Origin of the sequence: Novosphingobium sp. 63-713 (genome assembly GCF_001898925.1) — a bacterium.
Classification (GTDB): Bacteria; Pseudomonadota; Alphaproteobacteria; order Sphingomonadales; family Sphingomonadaceae; genus Novosphingobium.
Genome location: NZ_MKVS01000008.1, coordinates 452,974 through 477,358, shown reverse-complemented (window position 1 = coordinate 477,358; position 24,385 = coordinate 452,974). Strand labels below are relative to the sequence as shown.

Genomic DNA, 24,385 nt, shown 5'->3' with positions numbered 1-24,385 from the left:
CTTTGCGGCGGTGGCCCGTATTGGCATCACGTTGACATCATCCTGTGTCAGGCGTCTAATGGCCGAGTCACCGAGAAGGTAGATTAATTCAATCGTTGAATATGTCAACTAAATGGGATCGGGTTTGCGGATGAGTAAGGCAGAGACGGCAACGGGCGTGAAACTGGGGCGGCTGGGCGATTATGTCGGCTTTCGCCTGCGCCGGGTGCAAAACCAGCTCTCGCGCGATTTCGTCAATGCCACGGCCAATCGGGGGCTGCGCTCGGGCCTGTTTTCCTCGCTCGCGCTGATCTCGGCCAATCCGGGTATTTCGCAGGCCGAGCTGTCGCGTGAAATCGCGATGGACAAGTCGGTGACGGTCAGTTTGCTCGATGATCTGGAGCGTCGGGGCTGGGCCACGCGCAAGCGTTCGACCCAGGACCGGCGGCGTCACGCGCTCTATATTACCCCTGAGGGCGAGCGCGAGCTGGAGGAAATCTTCGCGGTTGTCTCGACCACAGAGAATGCTGTGCTGCACCAGCTTTCTCCTGCCGAATTGATGTTGCTCAGCGAATTGCTCGACCGGATGTATGCGGTGTGCGTGCGCGAAGAGTGAGGGGAGGGAATGCTGCATCGCGGCAAATTGATCCGAAAAAAATATAGTTGACTCATTCAACCAATTTACGCATCTTCATCCTCAAGAACGCATAAGTTCCGTCTGGCAAGGCCGAATCCGGCCACCAGCTTGTGAGGAGAGGAAAGGTGCCCGGCATCATGCGACACAGCGCATCCATCTCGCTCAGCGGACCATTTCTGTAATCGCTTGCAATTCTCGGGAGGATGCCATGAACCATCGTAAGTTCCGCGCAGCCGTGCTCGCCAGCACGGTTCTGGCCGGGGCGCTGTCCGCGTCCGCGGCATCGGCGCAGGGGGCGCAGGAAGCGGCCAACAACGCCGACATTATCGTCACCGGCAGCCGTGTCCGCGGCGAGGCCCCCATCGGTTCGACCGTTACAGCCCTGTCGAATGCCGACATCGCCGCCACGGGCCGCGTCACCATCGACCGCGCGATCCGCGATCTGCCGCAGGTGTTTGACCTTGGCGTGTCGGAAAATTCGCGCGGGCAATCGGGCGGCGCGGGCAATATCGTCTATTCGAACTCGATCAACCTGCGCGGGATCGGGCCGAATGCCACGCTGATCATCGTCGATGGGCACCGCGTCACCAACAACAGCCGCTCGATCGACCCGTCCACCCTGCCGACGCTGGGCGTTGAACGGATCGAGGTCGTGGCGGACGGCGCATCGGCCATTTATGGTTCGGACGCGGTGGCGGGCGTGGTCAACCTGATCCCGCGCCGCAGCCTCAACGGGCTTGAAGTCACCGCGCGCGGCGGCATCGCCTCGGACGGGGCGTATAATGAAAAGATGGCCGGGGCCGCCTATGGCCGCAAGTTCGACCGGGGCCAGTTCATGGTCGCCTATGAACATGTGGAAAAATCAAACCTCAACGGTTCGGACCGCCCCTTCTTCACCTCAAACCAGACGCGCTTTGGCGGCAATGACTATTCGGTCACGCGCTGCAACCCCGGTACGATCACGGCGGGCGGCGTCAATTACGCCATTCCGGCGGGCGGCGTCACCAGCCCCTCGCAATTGACCGCAGGCACCAGCAACCGCTGCGACGATCTGCAGGGGCAGGACCTGATCCCGCGTCAGAAGTATGATTCGGCCAACATGACCGGCAATTTCAAGGCCACCGACTGGCTCGAATTCTTCGTCGATGGCTTCTATTCCTATCGCTCCTTCTATCGCCTGCCTGCCTACAGCAGCGCGACGCTTACCGTGCCGCAGACCAATGCCTTCTTTGTGCGGCCCACGGGCTTTACCGGCACCTCCTATACGCTGGGCTATAATTTCTCGGGCGATGTGGCGCGCAATGCCAGCTATGGCCATTCGGAAAGCTGGCAGATCACGCCGGGGGTAAAGATCAAGCTGCCAAAGAACTGGCAGTTCGAGGCCTTGGTGGGCAAGGGGCGCACCTATGACATTTCGGTCAGCACGCTTGGCACGAACAATGGCGCGCTGAATGCCGCGCTGGCCAGCAGCAATCCGGCCACCGCCTTTGACCCCTATGGCCTTGGCCGCACGTCGGCCGCCACCCTGGCGGGCATTTTCAATCAGGTCTTCTATGCGCCCACCATCGGCCGCTTTGTCGGCTATGAGGCGCGGGTGAACGGGCCGCTGTTCAATCTGCCCGCCGGGCAGGTCAAGCTGGCCGCCGGTTATGAAGGCCAGGAATTCAACGTCTCGCTGGGCAGCCAGCGCGGCAATCCGGGCGTCCCCTATACCTGGACCAATCCGGGGCGGCGGGTGGATTCGGCTTATGCCGAAGTGGTGATCCCGGTCTTTGGCCCGGACAATGCGATGCCGGGTCTGCAAAAGCTGGAGATCGATGCGGCGGTTCGCTACGACAAATATTCCGATGTCGGGCAAACCACCAATCCCAAATTCGGCGTCAACTGGAAGCCGGTGGAAAGCCTGACCCTGCGCGGGTCCTATGGCACGTCCTTCCGCGCGCCGACCTTGCCGCAGATCTACGGCAATTCGAACGGGCTTTTCGTGCAATCCTATCAGAACCCCACCGGCGGCGCGCCGATCACCGGGGTGGCGCTGTCGGGCGGCAATATCAACCTGAAACCCGAAACCGCCACCACATGGTCGGTGGGCGCCGATTTCCAGCCGACGCGACGGACCAAGTTCTCGCTGACCTATTTCAACGTGGATTACAAAAATCAGGTCATCGCGCTGCTTTCGGATCTCTCGCTGCTCAACCGCGTGGCGCAATATGACGGCACCGGGCTGATCACGCAGGGCGCTGCGGCGGGCGCGCTGGCCGCGCAATATGTGGCGCAGGGGTTGACCGTTTCGGGCGCTTTCCCCGGCGGCAGCCCGAATAATGTGACCCTGTTCGTCGATGGGCGCAGCCAGAATCTGGGCCGTTCGATCACGCGCGGCCTCGATTTCACGGCCAGCCATGTGATCGACACCGACAAGGCAGGTCGCTTCACGCTGGCCGCCAGCGGAACCTACAATCTGGGCTTCAAGACGCAGCAGGCACCGGCGGCACCCTTTATCAGCCAGCTCAACCTGATCTTCCAGCCGTTGCGTTTCCGCGCGCGGGCCAGTGTGAATTGGGAAATGGAGCGTTGGGGCATCCTGCTGCGCGCCACCCATGTGGGCGGATACACGAACAATGCGATCAGCACGCCGCAGGCGGTGAAGAGCTACACCCCGATTGATGCGGTGATCAATTTCAAGGTGGGCGAGCAGGCGAATCCGTTCAATCTGGGGCTGGAAATCCGCAATGTGTTCAATATCAAGCCGCCCTATGTGAACATCGCGCCCAGCTCGAACGGCAGCGGCGGCTATGACGCCACCGCGTCCGACCCGATCGGCCGCCTGATCGCGGTCAGCGCGCGGAAGAAGTTCTGATGCGGTCCGTGTTCCTTGCCGGTGCCATGGCGCTGGCCGGAGCCGGGTCTGTTGTGGGGGGAGTGGCGGGGGCGCAGGCTCCCGCCGCTCTGGCGCCTGCGGCAGCGGCATCCAGCTTCGGGCACTATCAGCCGCCCAAGGCCTATAATTCCCAGATCAGGCAGAGCTTTTACGTGCGGATGCGCGACGGGACGCGTCTGGCCGTCACGGTGGCGCGCCCGGCGGTGGATGGCAAACCGGCCGAGGGGCGTTTCCCCGTCATCTGGCACCACACTTTGTCCGCCACGCAGGAGGCCGCCGATGGCACTGGCCCGCGCGCGGCAGGGTTTCGCTCGATACCGGGCCTGACCGATTACGGCTATGTCGTGGTGCAGGTTGCCCGGCGCGGCAATGGGCAGAGTTTCGGCACGATGCGCGGCTATCACGAGCGCAACGAGGATGCCGACGCCTATGAAATGATCGACTGGTTGGCAGAACAACCATGGTCGAACGGAATTGTCGGCCAATATGGCTGTTCAAACACCGGCGATGCGGCGGTCCATGCGATGACGGGGGGCAACCCGCATCTGAAAGCCGTGTTTGCGGGCTGTTTCAGTTGGAACAAATATGACGCGATGCGGCGCGGCGGGATCTTCGCTCAATGGGGCACCGGCCCCACGCGCACCATCGAGCAGGACATGGCCATCACCCCCATTGATGGCGATGAGAACAAGGTCCTGCTGCGCAAGGCGGCCGAAGAGCATCAGCGCGCCACGCCTTTGTTCGAACTCTGGAAATCGCTGCCCTATCGCGACAGTTGGGCGCCCAGCGTGCAAAGCACCTTCTGGTCCGAGGGCAGCGCGTCCTCCTATGCCAATCAGATGCGGCGGTCGGGTACTGCGCTGTATGTCGTGGGCGGATGGCGCGATGAATTGCGCGATCAGGGGCTGATCGCCTTCCTCAATATCCCCGGCACGCGTATCCTGATCGGTGACTGGCTGCATTGCCAGAACGATGGCTTTGGCCTTGTCGAGGAGGCGCATCGGTTCTTTGACCGCCACCTGAAGGGCATCGACACCGGCATCGACCGCGATCCGCCGATCCATTATTACACCGTCGGCGCCGATGAATGGCGCAGCGCCGCGCAATGGCCGCTGCCGCAGGCGCCGCAGACCAGCTTTGCCATCACCGCGAAGGGGCTGGAAACCGATGCCATCAAACCGGCGCCGCTCTCCACCAGCTTTGTCGTCGATTACGCCACGCCCTGTGTGGGTGAGGGCGGCGGCCCCACGATGCAGCCATGCCATCCCAAGGGTGCGGGCTTCTCCGTGGCGGGCAAGGCGCTGACGGCGCCGGTCGAGGTTACGGGCCATGGACTGGCCGATGTCTGGATCGCGGCCGACACGCCCGATGCCAACCTCTTTCTCCTGCTTGAGGATGTCGCGCCCGATGGCAGCGTCAAGGTTGTGACCGAGGGCCGCCTCAAGGCGTCGCTGCGCAAGACCGACAAGGCGCCATGGGCTTTGCCCGGCCTGCCGTGGCATCGCGCCTATGCCGAGGATGCGCAGATGCTGAAACCGGGCGAGCCGGTGCGGATGCAGTTCGACCTGATGCCCACCTCCCATGTCTGGGCCAAGGGGCATCGCATCCAGTTCACCTTTGCCGGATCGGATTACCGCGAAAGGGCCCGCAGCGCCAATTCGCAACCCGCGCGGATCACTCTTATCAGCGACGCCGGACATCCCTCCAGCGTCAGTCTGCCTATCGTGAAACCCTGATCGGGTCGCGGCGGGGCCGGGTCAACCGGCCCCGCTTTTGTATCAGGAAAACAGATCGCATGCATCTTCGCCACGCCTTGTTCGCCACGGCCATGATGGCCGCTCCCGCCGCCGCCCAACCTTTGCACTGGAGCGCGCCCGTTCCGCAAACCGCCAGTTCGCAAATCTTCGCGCCGCTTGTCCTGAACGGCACGAAGGAGGCCGAGGCACTGGCCCGTGCCGGTTATGTGCAGGAGGAATATTTCATCAACGGCAAGGGCGCGATCTATACCGAAAAGGAGGACGGCTCTCTGGCGGTGCGTCAGGGCGATGTTTCCTATGCCACGCGCATTATCCTGATCCGCCCGCGCGATTCCAAGCGTTTCAACGGCATCGTCCATCTGGCGTTTCAGCATCCCAATCTGGCGGGCACGCAATGGGGCCGGATCGACAGCCTCGTGCTGCGTTCCGGCGCGGTCTATGCCATGGCCATCAACGGCAGCGACGCGCCCAGCCGCAAGGCATCCACCCCCGCCACGCCCATCGCCACCACCGACTTGCCGCAATGGTTTGATGCCAAGCGCTATGCCGGGTTCAACATCCCCAAGGACGATGGCATCCGCTGGGACATCATTGGGCAGGTGGCCGCCGCGCTGCGTGATCCGGCCAAGGGCAGCCCGCTGGCCGGGTGGAAGGTGCGCCGCGTCTATGGGTCGGGCTGGTCCTTTCTGGGCAGCCAGTGGCGCAGCTGGATCAATTTCGGCTTTCACGACCGCTATCGCCGGCCCGATGGCTCGCCGGTGATCGACGGCTATCTGATTGGCATTTCGGCGGGCGCGGTAGATGCGGGCCATGTGCCTTTGAACTCGACCGATCCGGTGAAGGACCGTCATCAGCAGAAGTTGCGCATGATCGACGCCCCCGTCATCGAACTGACCAGCGAGATGGAGGCGATCACCAATATCCATCCCCTGCGCGAACAGACGGATGCGGCCAAGGGCGGCTATCGCATCTATGAACTGGGCGGGGTCAGCCATGGCGACAGCGGCGTTACGGGGCAGGTGCGCCCCTCGACATGGCAATTGCTGGCGCGCCGCCATGCCGGGGTAGAGCCGGTGCCGGTCTGCTCGGTGGAGGACAGCGACAGCCCGATGCGCGATGTGGCGCAGGCCGCACTGGTCAATATCGACCGCTGGGTTTCCACCGGCACGCCCGCGCCCCATGCCGAACGGATGCAGGTGGCGGGAAAGGATTACGCCCGCGACGCCTTTGGCAATCCCATCGGCGGGGTGCGCGTGGCGCAATTGGATGTGCCGCTGGTCCGCTATGGCGAGCCGCCCGCTTCATCCTGCGGCGGCAAGATTCCCCGGCGCAATCTGAAGCGCCTGCCCGTCGATCCGGCGCTGATTGCCCAGACCTATCCGGGTGGGCGGGCCGAGTATCTGGCCAGGTTTGATGCGCGGGTGGATGCGCTGGTGGCGGGCCATTGGCTGCTGGCCCCCGATGCGGCGGCGGAAAAGCGCGAGGCGCGCCGCTTTGCCGATCAGGCTTTTGGGCCGGGGCGGGGCGCAAAGCCGGAAACCGCCGAGGGCACGTTGAAATCGGGCGCGAAATGGGCGGCGCAGGTTCCTGTTAACTGGAACGGCACGCTGCTGGTTTGGGGCAGGGGCTATTCGGCGCGGTTGGGCGCGCCTGAGCTGGCGCCTGCCAATGCCAAGGCGCTGTTGCTGGAAAAGGGCTATGCCTTGCTGGCCAGCGATTATGGCGCGGCGGGCTGGTCACTGGCCGAGGCGGTGCCCGCGCAGACGCAGGCGATTGCCGCATTTGCCCAGATCTATGGCCGGCCCAAGCGCACCATCGCATGGGGCAATTCGATGGGCGGCCTTGTCACCACCGCTCTGGCCGAGGCGGCAAAGCCTGCGGTGGATGGGGCGATTGCGTTCTGCCCCTCGATCGGCGGTGCGGTGGGGATGATGAATATGGCGCTGGACGGGGCCTATGCGTTTCGCACTCTGACATCCGCCGATGGCCTGCAACTGACCGGCATCACCGATGATATGGCCAATGGCCAAAAGGTGGAAGGTGCCGTGCAGACCGCGCTGACCACGCCGCAGGGCAGGGCGCGTCTGGCGCTGGCGGGCGTGCTGGGCGGCATTCCGGGTTGGACCCGCCGCGATCATCCCCGCCCCGCCGATGGCGATATGGAGGCGCAGGTCGATGAAATCGGCGCGGCTTTCACCATGGGCATCTTCCTGCCACGCGCGGATCAGGAAAAGCGCGCGGGCGGAGTGTTTTCATGGAACACCGGCGTGGATTACACCGCGCAATTGGCGCAATCGGGCCGCCGCGCCTTTGTTGAGACGCTTTATGCCAAGGCCGGGCTGGATCTGAAGGCGGATCTGGCGCGGCTGAATGCGGGCGTGCGGGTGGCCGCCAGACCCACGGCGGTCAATTACATGATGGCCCATTATACGCCCACCGCGCGTCCTTCGGTCCCGCTGCTCTCGGTTCAGGCGATGGGGGACGGGGCAACCTCGCCCTCGCTGCAGCGCGCCTATGGCGAGGCGACCAATCCGGGCATGTTCAGCGCCATGTGGCTGGCCCAAGCCGGCCATTGCGGCTTTTCGGGCGAGGTGCTGGTGGCATCGCTGCGCCAGATGGAAAAGCGTCTGGACAGCGGCGTATGGGATAATCCGGCGACCGGATTTGTCGCCCATACGCCCGCGCCGATGCTGCGGCCCTGTATCCGGGGCCGCAACTGTCGGTGAATTAATCCATATGTTTGCGCTCGATGCTCCATCCGGGCGCAACGCAAAGGCGACAGGCCGGGCCGGTAAAGGTCCGGCCTGCGCTTTTATCCCCGCGCAATTGCCATTCCAGCCAATCGACCGAAACCTGCGCCACCGCGCCGCCATAGGGTTTATAGAAAGTGCCACCATGGCCCACAGGCAGGTTGACCAGCACGGCGGGAACATGCTCGATCCGCGCGTAATCGTCGGTGCCGTTGGGATAGGCGATATCGCCCGGCCCGCCCAGAATATAGATGATCGGGGTGTGAATATCCTTCAGCAGCGCCTTGGTCACATTGATCCCGGCGATCGGATTGCTGCCATCGGCAAAGACGCCGCTGTTATGGATCAGCACGGCATGAATGCGCGGATCGCGGGCCACTTCGAGCGCCTGCAGTCCGCCGCAGCTATGGCCCGCAACGGCGGTTTGCTTCGGATCGATATGGCCTTGCAGCGGGCTGCCCGCCCGCGCATTTTCCTTCAGCGCCCAGTCGAGGCCCGCCAGCACATCGGCGCTTTTGGTGGGCGAATCCAGACGGCGCGGGGCGCCGGGGGCGGGTTCGGGCAATTTCTCGGTGGCGGTGGGGCCGGACATGATGCGCCCCGGCGCGATCACAACATAGCCATGGCTGGCGATTTCCAGCAGGTGTTGCCGCGCGCTGGCGCCATCTTCCTGACATCCGCCATTGCCCCAGACCAGCACGCCCAGTTTTGCGGAAGGCATGGCGGCGGGGCGATAGATCACGTGATTGGGCAGGCTGGGGCTGACCTCCATGATCGCCGGATAGGGGCCGGAGCCGGGAATATTGGGCAGATTGCGCGCGGCGATACGTTCGGCTTCCTGCTCGGGTGTCAGGGCCGGGGCGCGGGGCGGCGGCGGTGTCTGTGCGATGGCGGTGCCGGCAAGGCTCAGCAGGGCGGCCGCGAGGGGCAGGCGGTAAGAGGGCATCCTTGTCTCCTTTGTAGCGGGGCGATGTTTGCCGATTTTTCAAACAATGACAACGCTTGCATTGCCAGGTTTGCATGGCAAAATCACTTTTTTCCGTGTTGGATGGCGGCTGGGTGCTTGCACCGCGCGGATAGATATAATATTGCTATCAATAATAGCAGAATGTCAGGATGCTTTTGAAAGGCTGAGCGCATGGAATTCACGAGATTGAACCCGGTGACGGGCGAAGTTGCCTCGTCGGCAGTGGCGATGCAGGCGGGCGAGATGGCGGGAATCGCGGCGCGTGCCGCTGCGGCCCAGCCCGCATGGGGCGCCATGGGCCCGAATGCCCGCCGCGCGGTGCTGCAAAAGGCGGCCGATGCTCTGGCAGCCAAGAAGGATGAGTTCGTCGCCGCGATGATGGGCGAGATCGGTGCGACCGCCGGTTGGGCGATGTTCAACCTTGGCCTTGCCGTCAGCATGGTGCGCGAGGCCGCCAGCCTGACCACCCAGATTTCGGGCGAAGTGATCCCCTCTGACAAGCCCGGCTGCCTTGCCATGGCGCTGCGCGAACCGGTGGGTGTGATCCTAGGCATTGCGCCGTGGAATGCGCCGATCATCCTTGGCGTGCGCGCGATTGCCACGCCTTTGGCCTGCGGCAATGCGGTGATCCTGAAGGCCAGCGAACAGTGCCCGCGCACCCATGCGCTGATTATCGAAGCCTTTGCCGAGGCCGGTTTCCCCGAAGGCGTGGTCAATGTCGTCACCAATGCGCCTGCGGACGCCGCCGATGTCGTGGGCGCGCTGATCGACGCGCCCGAGGTCAAGCGCATCAATTTCACCGGCAGCACCGCCGTTGGCCGCATCATCGCCAAGCGCGCGGCCGAACATCTCAAGCCCTGCCTGCTCGAACTGGGCGGCAAGGCGCCTTTGGTGATCAGGCCAGATCTGCATGTCGACCGAGCGGATCATCGTGGTGGATGCCGTGGCCGATGAATTCGCGGCCAAATTCGCCGCCAAGGTCAAGACCTTGACTGCAGGCGATCCGCGTCTGGGCAACACGCCGCTGGGCGGGGTGGTTGATGCCAAAACGGTGGCGCATTGCCTTTCGCTGGTTGACGATGCGGTGGCCAAGGGCGCGGTGTTGCTGACGGGCGGGGAAACCACGCTGAATGTCGTGATGCCCGCGCATCTGGTGGACAAGGTGACGCCGGACATGAAGCTGTTCCGCGACGAAAGCTTCGGCCCGGTGGTCGGCATCATCCGCGCGCGTGACGAAGCGCACGCGATCGAGCTGGCCAATGACACCGAATATGGCCTGTCGGCGGCGGTCTTCACCAAGGACATCGCCAAGGGTCTGCGCCTTGCCAAGCAGATCAAGAGCGGCATCTGTCACGTCAACGGCCCGACCGTGCATGACGAAGCCCAGATGCCCTTCGGCGGCGTCGGCGCCTCCGGCTACGGCCGCTTCGGCGGACGTCAGGGCATCGACAGCTTCACCGAAACGCGCTGGATCACCGTGGAAACCCAAGACGGGCATTTCCCCATCTGATGGGCAAGGGTCTGATTGCGGCGGGCCTTGCGCTCGCCGCTTCGTCCGCGTTGGCAGAGGGCGCGTCGGCTCAGGCGCCCGCCGCGCCCGCGCCCACGCTCGATTATGCGTTCACGGCGCGCATCACCCTTGCCGCTCCGGTTGAACAGGGCGAGGTGGCTGGTGGCCGCAAGCGCTTTATCGCCATCACCGGCGGCACGGTCGATGGGCCGATGCTGAAGGGTACGATCATGCCCGGCGGCGGCGATTGGCAGACAATCATGCCCGGTGGCCTGACCAAGGTCGAGGCGCGCTATTTTATGAAAAGCGCGGACGGCACGGTGATCGAGATCACCAACCCCGGCGTGCGCGTGGCCAGCCCGGAAGTGACCGAGAAACTGGCCAAGGGCGAGAAGGTGGACCCTTCCGCCTATTATTTCCGCACCACGCCGCGCTTTGATGTGAAGGCGGGGCCGCAGGAATGGCTGGCGCGCTCGGCCTTTGTCGCGCGGGGCATTCGCATGCCGGATCATGTCGTCATCGACTTCTATGTCGTGCGATAAAGCATTGTCGGATCGGCTTTCCGCCTTTGTCGCGGATTGCCGGTTTGACGATTTGCCGCCTGCCACCTTGCGCTCTGCGCGCTGGGTGCTGCTGGATGCTTTGGGCGTGATGCTGGGGGCCAGCGGCATGGCGGGCGAGGTGGCACCCTTTGTCCGCGTGGCGGCGGGTGATGGCCCTTGCCGCATCCTTGGCACGGGGATGAGCGCGACAGCGCCGATGGCTGCATTGGCCAATGGAGCTATGGCTCACGCGCTCGATTACGAGGATGCGCTGGACGGCGCGCCGATCCATCCCAATGCCAGCCTTGTTCCCACCTTGCTCGCTCTGGCGCAGGCCGAGGGGGGCGTCGATGGACGGCGTTTCCTGACCGCGCTGGCGGTGGGTTGCGATGTCGGGTGCCGGATGGCGATGGCGCTGCGGCAAAGGATAGAGATGGGCGGGTGGTATCCGCCGCCGATTCTGGCCGGGTTTGGCGCGGTGGCGGGGGCGGCTTCCCTGCTGGGCCTTTCGGCGGCCCAAGTGCGCGATGCTCTCTCGTTGATGCTGTGTCAGAACGTGATGCCTGGTGAGATCAAACATTCGCAGGGCACCGTGATCCGCGCCGTGCGCGAAGGTTTTCCGGCGCAGGCGGCAGTGCTGTCCGCCTTGCTCGCGCGTGAGGGCGTGGCCGGGTTTGAGCAGCCTTTGGAGGGTAAGGGCGGCTTTTACGCGCTCTATGCCGGGGGGCGATATGATGCTGGCGATCTGCTCGACGGGTTCGGGCAGAGGTTCTGGATCGAGGCGCTGACTTTCAAGCGCTGGCCGTCATGCCGGGGCACCCATGCGATGATCGAGATGGCGCGGGCGATGCAAGTCGCGCCCGGCGATATTGCCCGCATCGAGGTGGGCGTGGATACGATCCAGACCATGCTGTGCGAACCCTTGGCGCGCAAACAGGCACCGGCTACGGCGATTGATGCGAAATTCTCCATTCCTTTTACGCTGGCGCTGGCTTTGGTGCGCGGGGATGTGGGGCTGGATGATTTCGATGCGGCATCGCTGGCCGATCCGGCGGTGCTGGCCATGGCGGCCAAAGTGTCTCCGCGCGTTCTGGAGGAGGCAAACTGGCATGGCGCCGGCGGACATCTGACGCTGCATCTGCACGACGGGCGCAGCATCAGTGCGCAGCAGGAAGATGCGCTTGGCTGTCCGGCAAGGCCGCTGGGCGAGAAGGCGCTGGTGGCCAAATTCATCGACGGCGCGGCGCGGGCGAAAGTGCCGCCCGCCGATCCGCAAGGGCTCGCGCGGGCGATCCTTTCGCTGGAGGGATGCGCGGACGTTGGGGCGTTGTTTTAGAACAGCGCCCTGATTTCCACGCGACGGCGCGACTGGCTGGGCAGGCCGTCGGCGTCTTTGTCCTGCGTTGCGCTGCCGCTGGTGTCGGCGGCGGTTTCGATCGGCATGCCCGGCATCAGGCGGCGCAGCGTTTCGGCAATCGTCTCGGCGCGCTGGGCGGCCAATTCCGCCGGTTCGGCCATGGCGCGCCCGGAAATCACCTCGGGCTGCATGGCGGCAAAACCGGTGACGATCAGCTTTTTGGGATGCGCGGCATTGATCCAGTTGCCGGCCTGTTCAATCAGATAGTCGCCGTATTGATAGATCAGAAAGTCATTGCCGAATTCGAAATAGACGGGAAACACGCGCTCTGCATAGGGACCGGGCGGGACCGGGCGTGCCACCGATGAGGGCGTGATATTGCGCTTGGGCAGCACGAAGCGGCGGCCCGGAAAACCCTCTGCGGGCAGCATATGGCGCGTGCAGGGCGTGTCATACAAGCGACTGGTGCGCACCGCGTCCAGAACCATACCGCCGCAGGGCGTGGTCGGGGCGGCGGTTACGATCCCCTCCACCATCACCGCATAGTTCCAGTCGGGCTTGTGCGGGCTGAGCGAGACGTCATAGCGCACGCCCGTTGCCGGATCGTCGGAGAGCCAGCAGCCCGATTTCTTGCCGCTGTCGGCATCGCGATAGATCGGGCAGGCGATGAAGCGGACCGTTTCGGCGGCCGCCGCCGACAAGGGCGCAACCAACGCGGCCGCGGTGAGAAAAAAGCGAAACATCACAATGCACTCATCATATTGGTGAGATCCTGCTTTTCCTGCTCGGTATAGCCGATGTTGTAGCGGCGGTCGTAATAATCGACGATGCCACGCAGATCCTTGGCCAGACCATTGGAGAAATAGGGCGCGCGGGCGGCCAGCCCCCGCATGGATTGCAGCGTGATCTTGCCCACATCGGCGCAGCGGCCTGTGGTCATCGCAAAGCCGGGGTCCATAGTATAGATCACGCGGCCATAATGGGGATGCGGCGTTTTCAGACAGGTGATGCGGAACAGCGGCAGATCGCGCCACGGGTCGGCAAAAGGCATGGTGGTGGTGCCCAGATCGACTTGCCCGGGGGCCACGTCATTGCCCATCTGGCTCATATTGTGGCAGAAAACGCAGGAATTGCGGACCGGATTGCCAAAGCCGATGCGCGAATTGATGCCCGCCGTATCGGTGATGAGGAACATTTTGTCGCGGAACACCCGCGCGCCGCGCGCCACCGATTGGCGGAAGGCCAGTTGCTCCGGCGTCAGCGCCTTGGCGTCCTCGGGGCTGATCTTCTCCCACTTGGCGAACTCGCTCCACACCGGAATGCCGATGCTGCCCAGCGCGCCGGGCTGCGAGTTCTTCAGCTTCATCGGCCCGCCCTCGGCGCCCATACTGTCGAGAGCGCCGGCCTTTTTGCTGACCTGTTGGGCGGTATAGACGCGCATTTCAAAGTCGCGGATCTGGGCGATCTGCTTGGCGTTCAGCCCGCGCGCAAATTGCAGATGGCCATGCGCGGCATCCTCCATCTGCATCCGCAGATTGCCTGCGCGATTGTCGGCCATGATATTGCCCGACATCATCGAGCCATCGTCAGGATCGCGGGGCAGGGCGAAACCCTGCTTAGGATCGAAGGGAAAGCCGACGGCGAGCAGATATTTCATATTCGCAACCGGCCGCGCCCGCCGATAGACCGAAATATTGCCCGCCCCCGGCCCATAATTCGGCCCCGAATTGCAACCATTGGGGTCGCGCATCACCTCGATGGTGAAGTCGGGCGTGACAGGCCGCCCGTTCCATTGCCGCACCGGCCAGGGCAGTTGAATGCGGAACAGGCCGCGCTCGATCAGCAGCGAATGGGATTCCCGCTTGTCCTGCGGCAGGCTGGGGCAATTGGCGCCGTCGATGGCGGCGAAAAGCGGGTCTTTGCCGCCTGTCTTGCTCCAGCGCTCCGCCGCCGTGGCCGCCGAAATGCTCATCGCATCGGCAGGCTGATGACAGGTGACGCAGGCGCGGCCATTGGCGCCCAGCGGCTCGAAGAAAGGATGGCCCTTCGTCGCCACCGGCCCGCCATCGACCAGCACGCGCAGGGTGCCATGATCGTTGGGATAATCGAGACTGGCGGGGAACACGCGCCCTTCGCCCGGCGACCACCAGCGTTCCGGATGACGCTCCGGCGCGGCGGCGCCCAACTGGCCAAAGATCGCCGCCCCCGCGACACCGGCCACCATCAGGCTGATCTTGCGCATGATCCCCGCTTCCTCTTGCTTATTTGCCGAACACGGCCTTCAGGCGCACGCCCCAGGTGCGCGGCGCGCCATAGATGATCCCGCCATCCGCGCTGGACGAGTTCTGGATCTGTGAGGCGATGTAGAGCTTGTTCGTCAGGTTCTGGACAAAGGCTTCCACCTGCCAGCCATGGTGGAAATCAAAGGTCACGCGCGCATTGAGCAGGTCGCGCCCCGGCACCAGCGTGTTGATGCTGGGGAAGGGCGTGGCGTTCTGGCTCGACACATGGCTCCATTGAAGACGCGGGGTGGCGGTGATGTCGCCGCCCAGCGGGATGGCATATTGAATGCCGCCGTTAAGCGTCAGCTTGGGCGAGAAGGGCAGGGTGCGCCCCTGCGGCACAAAGCGCAGGTTGGTGGGGCATCCGGCATCGGTTCCGGCCGCATTGGTGTCGGAAATACAGGCCGCATTGCTGAATTGCGCGTCCAGAATGCCCGCACCCATATTCAGCCCCAGAGCGCCAAACTGGCCGGTCACTTCCAGTTCGGCCCCCTTGGCATGGCCGCCCAGCGCGTTTTGCGTGACGGGCAGGCCGCCCACGAGGCTGGAAAGCTGGATGTCCTTGTAAACCGAATAGAACACATCGCCATTGACCCGCAGATGGCGGTCGAGGAATTGGGTCTTGAAGCCCGCCTCATAGACGAAATTGCGCTCTGGCATGAAGTTGGGCGTGTTGGGCGTCAGGTTGACGCCGCCCGCCTTGTAGCCCTTGGACGCTGAAACATAGAGCAGCCCGTCGCGGCCAAGATGATAATTCACCCCCACCTTGCCGGTAAGCTGATTGGTCGAGATCGATGAGGTGAAGGGCAGGGTGAAACCGGCCCCCGGCACGGCAAAGCGGGTATAGACCTGACTGTCCCAGCTATAGCGTCCGCCGACCACCAGTTCGAGCTTGTCGTTGAAATGATAGTTGATCTGGCCAAAGCCGGAATAGGTGGTGTTTTTGGCGGTGGTGATGATCGTGCTGGTGCTGCTGACGAAATCGCGCACGTTATTGTTGTCGCGCAGCAGCGTGACCGGCACCTTTTCATCCATGAAGAACGCGCCCAACACCCATTGCAGCGGGCCCTTGTCGGTCGAGAGCAGGTTGAATTCCTGAATGAAGGTCTGGAACTGGGTGCTCGACTGGCTGACGCGGCCGATATTGCCGGCGGGCGGGCGCGGTGCGGCCGTCGCGGTGCGGTCGCCATCGGTCTGGTCCAGCGTCTTGCCGTCCTGCCAACTGGTCAGCGTGCGGAACTGCACTTTGTCGGTCAGATCGACGCGGGCATCCATCGCCAGACGATAACCATGCTGGTTGAGGTAGGAGCGTGCGTCCTCCTCGATCTGGAACGGGTTGCTGGTGACGGCGTCATTGCGGTTTTTCACGGCAATATTGTCGCTGCGCGAATTGAAATATTCGGCGCGCAGGTTGAGGTCGAGCGTGCCGTCCATCCCGCGCACGCGCAGATTGCCGCGCACCGCATCCATCTTCAGATTGCCGGGCTGGCTCTGCGCATTGGCGGCGATGTTCTTGGTATAGCTGTCGCGCTCTTCATGCACATAGGCCAGACGCAAGGCGACATTCTCGCCGCCGATATTGGCCGCCGTTTCCGCGCGATAGCGGCCGTAATTGCCCGCCGTCAGATTGGCCATGGTCGAGAGCGAGTCAAATTGCGGCTTGGGCGTGCGGACATAGATGGCGCCGCCGGTCGAATTCTGGCCGGTCAGCGTGCCCTGCGGTCCGCGTAGAACCTCGATGGAAGCGATATCATAGAAGCTCATGCCGATGAATTGCTCATGCGGGATCAACTGGCCGTCGATGTAATAGGCAACGCCGGGGTTCGAGGTGGGCGCGCTTTGTGCAATGCCCACGCCGCGAATGTTGACGAAGGTCGAGCGGTTGACCGTGTTGATCGCAATCGAGGGCGCAACCTGCTGAATATCGGCCAGATTGCCCACGCCCTTGCGTTGCAGATCCTCGGCATTCAGCACCGTGGCCGAGATGGGAACCTGTTGCAGGCTTTGCTCGCGCCTTTCGGCGGTGACCACAATATCGGCCAATCCGGTGTCCTTGGGCGCGGTTTGCGCCAAAACAGGCGTGGCGGTGCTGGCCAGCAAAAGCGCAAAAACGGGCGCGTGGCGGCGGCGAAACTGGATCATGACATCCTCCCTTTATCTCTTTGCCGGATATTTATGAAAGGGCTTGCATTCTGTCAAGATTGTTCTGTCTCATACGCTTTTGCCGGCTGCGATCCGCACCAGCCCGCCCCCGCGCAGACTGCCGCCGTGGTCAGCATCGCCAGCGCCAGACGCCATGACGACATCGGCGCGATCAGCCCCAGCGCCAGCGTTGCCCCGGCGCTGGCCAGCATTTGCGTGGCGCCCGCGATGCTGGTGGCGGTGCCTGCCATGCTTTCCTCGGCAAAGACGATGATGGCCATGGCCGATGGCCCAGCCACCCCCGCGCCCAGCCCCACCAGCACAATCGGCCCGATCAGCGCGACGGGCGAATGCAGCCCGATTCCCGCCAGCAAGCCCGCCCCGCAGGCCCCGACAAAGATCAGCCCCGTCCCGATCGCCAGCCCATAGCCCCCGCGCGATACATGCCGCACCATCCGCGTACCGCCAATCGAGGCCGCAGCCACGACCAGCAGCGCGATCCCGATTTGGCGCGGATCAAGCCCTTCATCGCGCAGCAGAAAAGGTGCCGAGGCAAGGAACATGTACAAAGTACTGCTGGCCGAGGCCATGGCCAGCGTGGAGAGTGTAAAGCGCGCATTGCCCAGCAAACGCCGCAGATCAGGCGCGGCCTTGGCGGCGGAAACCGCACGCGCGCCATGCGGCAATCGAGGCCCCACCAGCGCCAGTACCCCCAGCGCCACCAACGCCAGCACCATAGGTATCGTCCTCCATCCGCCCAACGCGGTCAGAAACCCGCCCAGCACCGGCGCGAGCGCAGGCGAAATCAGCACGATGGTCATCAGCGTGGCCTGCCGCGCGGCGGCCTCGTCCCGCCCGAACAGATCGCCCACCATCACGCGCGCCGTGACCACGCCCGCCGCGCCGCCCGCCGCCTGCACTGTGCGCGCGGCCAGCAGCATCGGCAAGGACCCCGCCAACGCGCAGCCCAGCGCCCCCAGCCCATAAAGCGCCAGCCCCGCCAGCAGCACTGGCCTGCGTCCCAGCCTGTCCACCGCAGGCCCGGCCACCAATTGCGCCGCGCCAAGGCCGATCATGTAAATGCTGATCGCCAGTTGCGCCCCATGGGCATTGGTCGCGAAATCACTGGCCAGTTGGGGCAGGGCGGGGACCAGCATATGGATCGCCATCGAGCCCAGCGCCGCCACCATCGCCAGCGCCAGCATCGTACCGTTCATGCCGCGCGCGCCATCTGTCGCCGCGCCAGTATCACCAGTCCCGCGCACATAATCGCCAGCCCCAGCAGCAGTAATGTCGGCGGCAGGAACGAGCCGGTCGCCTGCTTCAAAACCCCCATCAGCGGCGGCACGGTCGCGCCCGCCAGACTGCCCGCCATGTTGATGACGACAATGCCCATGGCCAGACTTTGCGGCGCCAGCATCCGCGTGGGGATCGCCCAGAAAGCCGCCACGGTGCAGCCCGTGCAGGCCCCGCCAAGGATCAGGCAGACAAGCCCCGCCGCCCCCGCGCCCAGCCACCATGCGCAGACCAGCAGCACCCCGCCCAGCAAGGCCGGGATGGCAACATGCAGGAACCTCTCCCCCGTACGGTCCGAATGGCGGGCGTTCAGGATCAGGCCGATCGCGCTGGCCGCATTGGGCAGGGCGACGATGATTCCCGTCTCGGTCGAGGTCAGATTGCCCATGCCTTTGACCACCTGGGGCAGCCAGAACATGATGCCGTAATTGCTGGCCAGAATACAGAACCAGATGGCGGCGCAGGTCCAGCCCACCTTGCTGCGCAGCACGGCCCAGCGCTCGCCGCCCGAGGGTGCCTTTTGCGCGCCGCGCACATTGGCGCCGATCCATGCGCGCTGCTCGCTGTCCAGCCAGCGCGCGCGATCTGGTGTGTCGGGGAACCAGACATAGGCAAACACCGCCAGCGCCAGCGCGGGGATTGCCTCGGCGATGAACATCATCCGCCATGGCGCGATGCCCGATGGATTGGCCCAATCAAGCAGCAGGCCCGAGACCGGCGCGCCGATCACCTGCGCCACATTGATCGACATGATCGGGATCGCCAGAATGGCCGCGCGATGCCGCTCGCTGGCCCAGAGGCTGAGATAGAGCATCAGGCCCGAGGACAGGCCCCCTTCGGCAAAACCGATGGCGATGCGCAGCGCGTAAAGCTGGCCATTGGTGTGGACCAGCGCCATGGAGGCCGAGCAAAGCCCCCAGATCGCCGTGATCGCCGCCAACCAGCGGTGCATGCCGATAGCCTCATAGAGCAGCACGCTGGGATATTTGGCCAGCATATAGCCGATGAACAAGACCCCCGCGCCAAACCCGTATTGCGCGGGCGAAAGGCCCAGATCGCGGTTCATGGTCAGCGCGGCAAAGGCGACATTGGTGCGGTCGATCGCCCCGATCAGGATATAGAGCGCGCATGGCACCACCAGCCGCGCGATGACCTTGGCGCTGATGGTCTGTTCCAGCGCGCTGTTGGTGGATTGTTTCATGTGCTCTCCCAGATGCTTTGTTCTATGTGATAGCGCTTGCATAGTGCCGCGTCGAGCCTCTTTGCACCCATCATGCCTGCTTGTGAGAGGCGGTGCGCGCGGCTAAGTGTAAGCGCATGAACGAGCCTTCCACCCGCAATCCCACGCTGGACGATGTTGCCGCGCTGGCATCGGTTTCGACCGCCACAGTCAGCCGCTATCTCAACAATCCCAAGGTGGTGGCCGCCGCGACCGCCGAACGCATCCGCGAGGCGATTGCCCAGACCGGCTATATTCCCAATATGCTGGCGGGCGGACTGGCTTCGTCGAAATCCAAGATGGTTTCGGTGCTGATCCCGCATCTGACGGATTCGATCTTCAACGACACGATCCAGACCATGGCCGAGGAACTGGCCGGCGCGGGCACCACGGTGATGATGGGGCTGACCGGGGTGGCGCCCGAACGCACCGATGAGATGATTTTGGCGGCGATGGGGCGGCGGGTCGATGCGATCATTTCCACCGCGCCGCTGGGGCCGCAGACGCGCGAGTTGGTCGAGCGTTTTCCCGGCCTGTTCATCCAGATCTGGGAATTGCCGGAAAATCCGCCGGGGATCGCGGTGGGTTTCTCACACCGCGATGTGGGCCGCGATGTGGCGCGGTTTCTGCAGTCGCGGGGCTATCGCCGCCCCTTGCTGGTGACGGCGGAGGGGACGCGCGCGCGTATCCGTTCGGACGGTTTTATCGAGGAATGGCAGGCGCTTGGCGGCGGCGAAGTGGCGCAGGCACAGGTCGATATTCCCTCGCGCTTTGGCCATGCGCGGCGGATCTTTGCCGATATGCGGCGGATGGCGGAATTGCCCGATGTGGTGGTCTGCGGCTCGGACTATCTGGCGCAGGGCCTGATTGTCGAGGCGCAGGCGGCGGGGCTGCGCGTGCCTGATCAATTGGCGGTGATGGGCTTTGGCAATTCGGCGCTGGCGGGGGCGATGCGGCCCACGATCACCACGGTGGACATTGACGGATCGCGCATTGCCCGCGAGGCGATTGCCGCCATCCGCCACCATGCCACCGGTGCGCCTCCGCTGGCGCGCAGCATCGATGTCGGCTTCCGCCTGATCGAGCGGGAAAGCGCCTAAATTTCCGCGAATTGCAGCTCGATCTTCACCCCATTGGGGTCGAGCAGATTGAGCTGCGTCACCTCGCGTCCCTGAAGGCGCGCCTCGCGAAATTCCACGCCCTGCGCGGTCAAATGCGCGCGCCATTGCGCCAGTCCGGTGCAGGAAAGCGCGAAATGATCGAGGCGGCTTTTGACGCCAATATCGGCCACCACCTCATCCCCGGTCGGCCCGTTCACATGGATCATAGGCACGCCATCGGCATAGAGCCACAGGTTTTGCGGCCGCCCATGGACCGAACCTGCCGGGCCGCGCTTCATGCCAAGGCAATCCTCGTAAAAACGCAGAGTTTCCTCGAACAGAGGCGTGCGGATGTTGATATGGTCGATTTTCAAAATCCGCATCGCCATCATGTCCTTATACTTTAATCGCCGTCTTAGTCGCGCGGCCGCGACAGGCGGGGAGGCTGGGCCGAGGCGGCAGGCTTATGCGCGGCCAGCCAGGTCTGTCCAGCCACATTGAGCTTCACCGTCTCCACCTTGTCGCCAAACCAGACCAGCGTGTCATTCTTCGCGCTCCACGGTTTCCACGGCATGGCGGGCGTATCGGGCGATCCGGTATTGGCCAGCGCCAGCAGCGCCTCCATCATCTGTTTCGACAGGGTGCGGTCCCATTCGGTCCACTGGCGGGTGGGGCGTTGCCAGTTATAGGCGTCCTGCGTGCCGAACCAATAGGGGATGTCGGCGGTGTGATAGGCGCCCACGGTTGCCGTGTCCTGATCGGCCAGTTTGACGCCCGGAATATAGGGATGGCGGCGGGCATATTCGTCGATAAAGACATTGACGCCCTGAGCCGCTGTATCGACCGCACAGCCACGGGCCGAGGCGGCCAGATTGGCATCCTGCGCGGCGCGGCGGGCGGCGCTGCGCACATCGGCGTCGGTCTTGGCCGGATAGAGTTTCAGGAAAGCCGGGGCATCGGCGCCAAACAGCTTTTGCGCGCCCGCCTGATAGTCGGCCACGGTTTTGGCGCCCGTGATCGCGTCAAAACCAAAGGCCATGTCATCCTCGTTGAAGGAGGCGATCATCGGCACCTTGGCGAAATTGCCGCCGGCCACAGCATCGGCGGCCTGTTGGGGCAGGACGCGGCCATCGACGATCGGCCCATTGATCCGCACGCCCGACACCGACAGGCCCAGTTGCGATTCCGATTGCGTGGCCAGAATGCGATCCGCCGCCATGGCGCGCATCTCGCTCAGGCTTTTCGCGCCCAGCTTTTCCTGAAACGCCAGACCGATCTTTTCCGCATCCGCCAACGTGGGTTTCGCCCCGCGCAGGTTGCAGCCAGACGACATGACCGCCGCCCGGAACAGCCCCCGCGCTGCGGGCGCCAGCACCTGCGCCGCCACCGATCCTGCGCCCGCCGACTGACCCATGATGACCACCTTGTCCGGGTCGCCGCCGAATTTGGCGATATTGTCGCGCACCCATTGCAGGGCAAGCGTCTGATCCATCAGGCCATAATTGCCCGATGCGCCGCCCTGTTCCTTGGTCAGTTCGGGGTGGGCCAGAAAGCCCAATGCGCCCACGCGATAGTTGAAATTGACGAAGACTGCGCCCGCCTTGGCCATGGCCTCGCCATCATAATTGGCCATGCCGGACGAGCCGATGGTAAAGCCGCCGCCATAGATGAAGACGACCACCGGGCGTTTTTCGCCCGCCTTGGCATTGGTCCACAGGTTGAGCGTCAGGCAGTCCTCGCCGGTCGCTTCCTCGCCGAAATAATGGTTGATGTCATGCGGGCGCAGCACCTGAATGCAAGCCGGACCCTTGCGGTCGGCGTTGAAAATGCCGGTCCAGTGCGATGGCTTGGGCGGCGCCCAGCGCAGATCGCCGGTGGGCGCCTGCGCAAAGGGCACGCCCAGATAAGCGTGCACGCCCGAGGCCAGCGCGGTGCCCGCCACGCGGCCGCTGCTGGTTTCCACCGGGTCCGAGGCGATGGGCTGCATCGACCTGTCGGCGGCCTGCAAGGCGGCGGCGCCTGATGCAATCGCTATCATGCTTGCAGCAAAAGCAATGCCCTTCATCACATTCTCTCCTCATTGGGGAAGGCCGCGCCCGCTTCAGACGAGCGGGTCGCGGTATTTGGCCTGTGCATTGAGGCGGATCGAGGCGTTGACAGCGCCGTAGCCGTCATAGCCCCGCCGCTCGACCACCTCGAAAAACACGCGCTTGGCCACGGCGCGGGTGTAGAACTGGAAATATTCGGCCTCTCCGTCGCGGTCATAGAGGATGTTCAACCGCTCCATCCGCGCGAGGAGTTCGGGATCGAGGGCGTATTTTGCCTCCAGATCCTCGTAATAGTTGGGGCCGATATCCAGCATCGGCAGGCCCGCATCGGCGGCGCTCTGGGCGGCGGCAAACACATCGTCGCAGGCAAAGGCAATATGCTGCACGCCCGCGCCGAAATAGGCCTGAATGAAGCGCGAGGAGAGGGATTGCACCGCCATCGAGCCGTTGAGCGTAAAGCGCAAAGCCCCATCGGCTGTTTCGACCGCTTGGCTATAGACCAGCCCCATCGGGTCGGCGATCTCAAGCTGGGGCGTCTTTTTCACATCCAGCAGCGCGTGATAGTAGAGCAGCCAGCTGAGCATTTCCTCATATTGCATCGTCTGGGCAATATGATCGACGCGGGTCAGCACAGGCTTGGCAGGGGCGGGTTCGACAGCGCGGGGGAATTCATCGGCCCACATTGCATCGCGCGTCTCGGCGTCCACCAGATAGAGCAGGCTGCCCCCCACGCCGCGCAGGGAGGGGATTTCCCATTCCTCCGGCCCCACAGGCTGGGCAAAGCGGGGAATGTCCAAAGCCTGCGCCCGGTCCAGCGCCGCTTGCTGATCCGGCACCGCCAGACCGATCGCGCAGACCGATCCGCCGTGAACCATATCGAAACTATGCGCCAGACCTTCCGGTTCGGAATTGACGACAAGGTTGATCTGCCCTTGCGCCCAGCGGGTCACGTCCTTGCTGCGATGCTGGCCCACCGGGGCAAAGCCCAGAGCGCGGAACACGCGGGCGAAATCTTCGGCTTCCTCATGGCTGGCGGCAAATTCGATGAATTCCACGCCCTTGGGCGCAATGCGCGGCGGCATGGGCGAGGGGCGTTTGAGCAGGCGCGCCGCCTGATCCTCCAGCAGGCGCAGCGAGCGATGCCCGTCGCGGGCCACCTGATGCGCGCTGCCTGCGCGGAAGCGGTCGTTGAAAATCTCAAGGCTCCACCAACCGTCATAGCCGGTGCGCGCAATCGCGGCGGCCCATTCGGCCAGCGGAAAGTCGCCTTGCCCCGGCATACAGCGGAAATGGCGCGACCAGTTGAGATAATCCATGTCCAGCATCGGCGCATCGGCCACCTGCACGATGAACAGCTTTTCGGGCCGGATGTCGCCGATGCTGGCCGAGGGAATGCGCCGGGCCAGCGAATGGAACCCGTCCAGCACAAGACCGATGGCCGGGTGATCGACATCGCGAACCAGCGCCCAACTGTCGCGGTGATCAGCCACATGGCGCCCCCACGCCAGCGCCTCATAACCCACGCGCTTGCCATGGGCGGCGGCCATCTCGCCCAGTTCGTGGAGATCGTCGAGCATCCGCTGGCGGTCATCCATCGCGTGGGGTGAACAATTGGAACAGAGCAGCACCAGATCGGTGCCCAATTGCTCCATCACTTCAAACTTGCGCTTCATCCGCTCAAACGCGCGGGCGCGCATATCGTCGGGCAGGCCCTCCAGATCGCGGAAGGGCTGGAACATCGTGCATTCCACCCCCAGTTCGCGCATCAACGCGCCGATTTCCCGCGCGCTTTCGGGAGCCGAGAGCAGATCGTTCTCGAAAATCTCCGCCCCGCCATAGCCCGCCTCGGCAATCGCGCGCAGCTTGTCGGAGAGAGCCCCGCTGATCGAGACAGTGGCGATAGAAGTCTTGAATGTCATCG

Annotated in this window: 16 protein-coding genes and 1 pseudogene; 8 read left to right on the top strand and 9 right to left on the bottom strand. The window is 64.0% G+C overall.

Going from position 1 to position 24,385, the window contains the following annotated elements; all coding sequences use genetic code 11:
* Nucleotides 1–130 precede the first annotated feature (130 nt).
* From BGP00_RS07315 to BGP00_RS07300, 4 genes are all read left to right on the top strand, one after another.
* Nucleotides 131–595 (top strand): MarR family transcriptional regulator, encoded by a 465-nt coding sequence (locus BGP00_RS07315; RefSeq protein WP_168604897.1) that lies wholly within the window; start codon nt 131–133, stop codon nt 593–595.
* A gap of 229 nt (nt 596–824) precedes the next feature.
* The gene (locus BGP00_RS07310; RefSeq protein ID WP_292693995.1) at nt 825–3,473 is read left to right on the top strand and encodes a TonB-dependent receptor; all 2,649 of its coding nucleotides are present in this window, start codon (nt 825–827) and stop codon (nt 3,471–3,473) included.
* Nucleotides 3,473–5,230, top strand: a complete 1,758-nt coding sequence (locus tag BGP00_RS07305) for a CocE/NonD family hydrolase (RefSeq protein WP_292693996.1) — start codon at nt 3,473–3,475, stop codon at nt 5,228–5,230. The genes BGP00_RS07310 and BGP00_RS07305 overlap by 1 nt, the downstream gene beginning before the upstream one ends.
* Before the next feature lie 59 nt (nt 5,231–5,289).
* Entirely contained in the window at nt 5,290–7,977 is a 2,688-nt protein-coding gene (locus tag BGP00_RS07300; protein WP_292693998.1) for an alpha/beta hydrolase domain-containing protein, read from the top strand.
* Nucleotide 7,978: 1 nt separating this feature from the next.
* Here the strand turns inward: BGP00_RS07300 and BGP00_RS07295 are convergent, their stop codons facing one another.
* Complete coding sequence (locus tag BGP00_RS07295; protein ID WP_292693999.1) at nt 7,979–8,947, bottom strand: hypothetical protein; 969 nt, start codon at nt 8,945–8,947, stop codon at nt 7,979–7,981.
* Between the two features lie 192 nt (nt 8,948–9,139).
* Between BGP00_RS07295 and BGP00_RS07290 the strand changes: the two are divergent.
* The 3 genes and pseudogenes from BGP00_RS07290 to BGP00_RS07280 form a co-directional block, all read left to right on the top strand.
* Nucleotides 9,140–10,382: pseudogene (locus BGP00_RS07290) on the top strand (aldehyde dehydrogenase family protein); the annotation flags it as partial.
* A 95-nt stretch (nt 10,383–10,477) separates the two neighbouring features.
* Nucleotides 10,478–11,020 carry a DUF3237 domain-containing protein gene (locus BGP00_RS07285; protein ID WP_292689720.1) on the top strand — a complete coding sequence of 181 codons (543 nt, stop codon included), beginning with the start codon at nt 10,478–10,480 and terminating at the stop codon, nt 11,018–11,020.
* On the top strand, nt 11,007–12,356 hold the full coding sequence (locus BGP00_RS07280) for an MmgE/PrpD family protein (RefSeq protein WP_292689721.1): 1,350 nt from the start codon (nt 11,007–11,009) through the stop codon (nt 12,354–12,356). The genes BGP00_RS07285 and BGP00_RS07280 overlap by 14 nt, the downstream gene beginning before the upstream one ends.
* On the opposite strand, the gene BGP00_RS07275 is transcribed toward BGP00_RS07280, so the two are convergent.
* From BGP00_RS07275 to BGP00_RS07255, 5 genes are read right to left on the bottom strand one after another with little or no spacing between them, the layout of a single operon-like run.
* Nucleotides 12,353–13,120, bottom strand: a complete 768-nt coding sequence (locus tag BGP00_RS07275) for a hypothetical protein (RefSeq protein WP_292689722.1) — start codon at nt 13,118–13,120, stop codon at nt 12,353–12,355. The two genes, BGP00_RS07280 and BGP00_RS07275, sit on opposite strands and share 4 nt — an antisense overlap.
* A complete protein-coding gene (locus BGP00_RS07270) occupies nt 13,120–14,619 on the bottom strand; it encodes a hypothetical protein (RefSeq protein ID WP_292689723.1) in 1,500 nt (499 codons plus the stop codon). Before BGP00_RS07270 ends, BGP00_RS07275 begins: the two co-directional genes overlap by 1 nt.
* Before the next feature lie 19 nt (nt 14,620–14,638).
* Entirely contained in the window at nt 14,639–16,801 is a 2,163-nt protein-coding gene (locus BGP00_RS07265; protein ID WP_292689724.1) for a TonB-dependent receptor, read from the bottom strand.
* Between the two features lie 53 nt (nt 16,802–16,854).
* On the bottom strand, nt 16,855–18,018 hold the full coding sequence (locus BGP00_RS07260) for a Bcr/CflA family efflux MFS transporter (protein WP_292689726.1): 1,164 nt from the start codon (nt 18,016–18,018) through the stop codon (nt 16,855–16,857).
* The gene (locus BGP00_RS07255) at nt 18,015–19,298 is read right to left on the bottom strand and encodes an MFS transporter (protein ID WP_292689728.1); all 1,284 of its coding nucleotides are present in this window, start codon (nt 19,296–19,298) and stop codon (nt 18,015–18,017) included. The genes BGP00_RS07260 and BGP00_RS07255 overlap by 4 nt, the downstream gene beginning before the upstream one ends.
* Before the next feature lie 116 nt (nt 19,299–19,414).
* Here BGP00_RS07255 and BGP00_RS07250 point away from each other — a divergent pair, with 116 nt between their 5' ends.
* Nucleotides 19,415–20,416: a LacI family DNA-binding transcriptional regulator gene (locus tag BGP00_RS07250; protein ID WP_168604886.1), complete on the top strand. Its 1,002-nt coding sequence runs from the start codon at nt 19,415–19,417 to the stop codon at nt 20,414–20,416.
* On the opposite strand, the gene BGP00_RS07245 is transcribed toward BGP00_RS07250, so the two are convergent.
* The 3 genes from BGP00_RS07245 to BGP00_RS07235 form a co-directional block, all read right to left on the bottom strand.
* Nucleotides 20,413–20,799, bottom strand: a complete 387-nt coding sequence (locus BGP00_RS07245) for a VOC family protein (RefSeq protein ID WP_292689731.1) — start codon at nt 20,797–20,799, stop codon at nt 20,413–20,415. The genes BGP00_RS07250 and BGP00_RS07245 overlap by 4 nt on opposite strands.
* A gap of 32 nt (nt 20,800–20,831) precedes the next feature.
* The gene (locus BGP00_RS07240) at nt 20,832–22,454 is read right to left on the bottom strand and encodes a carboxylesterase family protein (protein WP_292925728.1); all 1,623 of its coding nucleotides are present in this window, start codon (nt 22,452–22,454) and stop codon (nt 20,832–20,834) included.
* 63 nt (nt 22,455–22,517) lie between these two features.
* Nucleotides 22,518–24,383, bottom strand: a complete 1,866-nt coding sequence (locus tag BGP00_RS07235) for a sugar phosphate isomerase/epimerase and 4-hydroxyphenylpyruvate domain-containing protein (RefSeq protein ID WP_292689735.1) — start codon at nt 24,381–24,383, stop codon at nt 22,518–22,520.
* Nucleotides 24,384–24,385 lie beyond the last annotated feature (2 nt).

Coding starts and splice junctions, on each gene's coding strand:
- BGP00_RS07260 (WP_292689726.1), bottom strand. CDS start 18,018: ATGAACGGTACGATGCTGGCGCTGGCGATGGTGGCGGCGCTGGGCTCG.
- BGP00_RS07255 (WP_292689728.1), bottom strand. CDS start 19,298: ATGAAACAATCCACCAACAGCGCGCTGGAACAGACCATCAGCGCCAAG.
- BGP00_RS07285 (WP_292689720.1), top strand. CDS start 10,478: ATGGGCAAGGGTCTGATTGCGGCGGGCCTTGCGCTCGCCGCTTCGTCC.
- BGP00_RS07315 (WP_168604897.1), top strand. CDS start 131: ATGAGTAAGGCAGAGACGGCAACGGGCGTGAAACTGGGGCGGCTGGGC.
- BGP00_RS07275 (WP_292689722.1), bottom strand. CDS start 13,120: ATGTTTCGCTTTTTTCTCACCGCGGCCGCGTTGGTTGCGCCCTTGTCG.
- BGP00_RS07245 (WP_292689731.1), bottom strand. CDS start 20,799: ATGCGGATTTTGAAAATCGACCATATCAACATCCGCACGCCTCTGTTC.
- BGP00_RS07305 (WP_292693996.1), top strand. CDS start 3,473: ATGCGGTCCGTGTTCCTTGCCGGTGCCATGGCGCTGGCCGGAGCCGGG.
- BGP00_RS07310 (WP_292693995.1), top strand. CDS start 825: ATGAACCATCGTAAGTTCCGCGCAGCCGTGCTCGCCAGCACGGTTCTG.
- BGP00_RS07280 (WP_292689721.1), top strand. CDS start 11,007: ATGTCGTGCGATAAAGCATTGTCGGATCGGCTTTCCGCCTTTGTCGCG.
- BGP00_RS07300 (WP_292693998.1), top strand. CDS start 5,290: ATGCATCTTCGCCACGCCTTGTTCGCCACGGCCATGATGGCCGCTCCC.
- BGP00_RS07270 (WP_292689723.1), bottom strand. CDS start 14,619: ATGCGCAAGATCAGCCTGATGGTGGCCGGTGTCGCGGGGGCGGCGATC.
- BGP00_RS07250 (WP_168604886.1), top strand. CDS start 19,415: ATGAACGAGCCTTCCACCCGCAATCCCACGCTGGACGATGTTGCCGCG.
- BGP00_RS07295 (WP_292693999.1), bottom strand. CDS start 8,947: ATGCCCTCTTACCGCCTGCCCCTCGCGGCCGCCCTGCTGAGCCTTGCC.
- BGP00_RS07265 (WP_292689724.1), bottom strand. CDS start 16,801: ATGATCCAGTTTCGCCGCCGCCACGCGCCCGTTTTTGCGCTTTTGCTG.
- BGP00_RS07240 (WP_292925728.1), bottom strand. CDS start 22,454: ATGATAGCGATTGCATCAGGCGCCGCCGCCTTGCAGGCCGCCGACAGG.
- BGP00_RS07235 (WP_292689735.1), bottom strand. CDS start 24,383: ATGACATTCAAGACTTCTATCGCCACTGTCTCGATCAGCGGGGCTCTC.